The sequence below is a fragment of the Nocardiopsis sp. TNDT3 genome (genome assembly GCF_003427465.1).
Lineage (GTDB): Bacteria > Actinomycetota > Actinomycetes > Streptosporangiales > Streptosporangiaceae > Nocardiopsis > Nocardiopsis dassonvillei.
This window is the reverse complement of the sequence record NZ_QPFC01001260.1, coordinates 1-2,011: the sequence shown is the minus strand read 5'-3', so window position 1 is coordinate 2,011 and position 2,011 is coordinate 1. Positions and strand designations below refer to the sequence as shown.

General features: G+C 73.2%; 2 protein-coding genes. Both read right to left on the bottom strand.

Features of this window, described 5'->3' with window-relative positions; all coding sequences use genetic code 11:
* Positions 1 to 665, bottom strand: a 665-nt coding sequence (locus tag DQW06_RS26630; protein ID WP_157983620.1) for an HlyD family efflux transporter periplasmic adaptor subunit, incomplete at its 3' end; no start/stop codon positions are given.
* A 10-nt stretch (positions 666 to 675) separates the two neighbouring features.
* Positions 676 to 1,932, bottom strand: coding sequence for an ABC transporter permease (locus tag DQW06_RS26625; protein WP_013154797.1), 1,257 nt, complete (start codon positions 1,930 to 1,932; stop codon positions 676 to 678).
* Positions 1,933 to 2,011: the final 79 nt, after the last annotated feature.

Sequence of the window (2,011 nt, the reverse complement as noted above, 5' to 3'; positions counted from 1 at the left end):
GTGCCCTCGCCGCCCCCGTCCCCGGGGACGGGGGCGCCGCCCTCGGCCGTGCCCAGGGACAGGAACTCGCACGCGGCGGCGGGCGGCCCCTGGTCGATCTGGAGCAGGATGTCCTCGGGGTCCTCGTAGAACCGGTAGAGGTCGTTGGGCGGGATCGACGCGACGGCCCGGAACTCCTCGGGGGCGACCGTGGCCACCACCGCGCCGGGCTCCAGCACGTCGCCGACCATGACGTCCTCCAGCCCCGACACCGTTCCGGCGGCGGGCGCGTACAGGGTGACCTCCTCGGTGGTGGGGGCGTCGGGGGCCTGGCCGTCCTCCCCGGTGACGGGCGCGCCCTCGGCGGGCACCCTCACGTTGACCACCGGGGCGCCCCGGTCGACCTCGGCGCCCTCGCCCACCCACAGGTGGGAGACCGTACCCCCGTTGCGGGCCTCGACCGCCTCGCCGGGCTCGGCCCGGACGACGGCGTCCAGCACCAGCACGGAGCTGACCTCTCCCAGCACCACCTCGACCGGGGCCCCGCCCACGTCCAGGGCGGCCTCCTGCATGCCGGCGTCCTCTCCGGCGCCCGGGCCGCCCAGACGGGACACCAGGAGGTAGCCGGCGCCGGTCAGTCCTCCCACGAGGACCAGGACCGCGCCGATGATGATCCACTTCTTCACGTGATGTCTCCTATTCCCGGAGTCCGGCGACCACGGACGCGCGCAGCGCCCGCATCGCGGGGATGATCCCGGCCAGCATCCCGACGAGGGCGGCGCTGCCCAGGCCGACGAGTACTCCGGACGCGGGGATGACGAGGGGGACGTCGGCGGGCAGCGACACGACGCCGCCCAGCACCGCGCCGACAGCGGCCAGCAGGGCCCAGCATGCGGCCAGCGCGATGAGCCCGGCCACCAGGGACACCACGACCGACTCCATGACCACGGCCACGAACAGGGTGAACCGGCTCGCGCCCAGGGCGCGGTAGGTGGCCAGTTCGCGGCGGCGTTCGCGCACGGTGACCAGTCCCACGTTGAGCACGCCCAGCAGGCCGGTGGTGAGAGTGACGGCGGCGATGCCGGTCAGACCCCAGGACATGTAGGTGATGACCTGGCCGATCTCCTCGGCGTAGTCCGTGCGGTAGGCCATGACGGCCTCCTGGTCCTCCACGCCCCAGCGCCAGGACACCGACGCCAGTCGCTCGGAGAAGACCTCGCCCCACGGGTCCCGCGCCGCGGGGTCGCTGGGGTCGATCCTCACCTGGTAGGTGGTCATGTCGCCCATGAGGAACGGGTCGGCCGACTCCTCCTGCTCCTGGGCGCCGGTGGAGGTCCCGAAGAGCAGTTCCTCGGAGGCGGGGGCGCGCAGCAGGTAGGCGCTGTACCAGCCCATGTCCAGCGCGGAGCCCTCCAGGACGCCGATGACGCGCACGTCCGTCCACTGGTCGGTGCCGACCTGGACGCGGGTGAGGTCGCCCAGCGCGTTCGCGAGTTCCTCGTTGACGACCATGACCGGGGCCAGTGACTCGGTGTCGGCCTCGGTGAACCAGCGGCCCTCGGCCAGGTTCATCCGCCGGATGTCGCCCAGGGTGGGGTCCACGCCGAGGAACTCCACGTCGGGCAGGACGGAGCCGCCGGAGCGGATCGAGGGGACCTGGGAGGGCCTGTGGTAGATCGAGATGTCCTGGCCGCCCGCCCGGACCAGGTCCTGCTCGAAGGCGGCGCGGTCGGTGACCCGGCCGTGCACGGTGACCTCCAGGGTCGCCGGGCGGCCCGCGTTGGCCTCGCTGTAGGCGGTGGCGAAGCGCTGGCCGAAGTCACTGGCGCTGACCACGAGGATCAGCGCGCCGACACCGACGACGATGCCCGCGCAGGACAGGATGGTCCGGGCCACGTTGGCCCGTGAACCGGCGAAGGCCAGCACGATCCCGGCTGTGAGGGAACGCAGCATTCGGCCCCTTCCCGTGATGTCTGTGAGATCCGGACGCCGCGGCGGCGGCGGCGGGATACCCGCGGGGGTGGCGGGGTTT

Excerpts from the sequence above, each read along its gene's own strand:
- DQW06_RS26625 (WP_013154797.1), bottom strand. The coding sequence starts at position 1,932 with ATGCTGCGTTCCCTCACAGCCGGGATCGTGCTGGCCTTCGCCGGTTCA.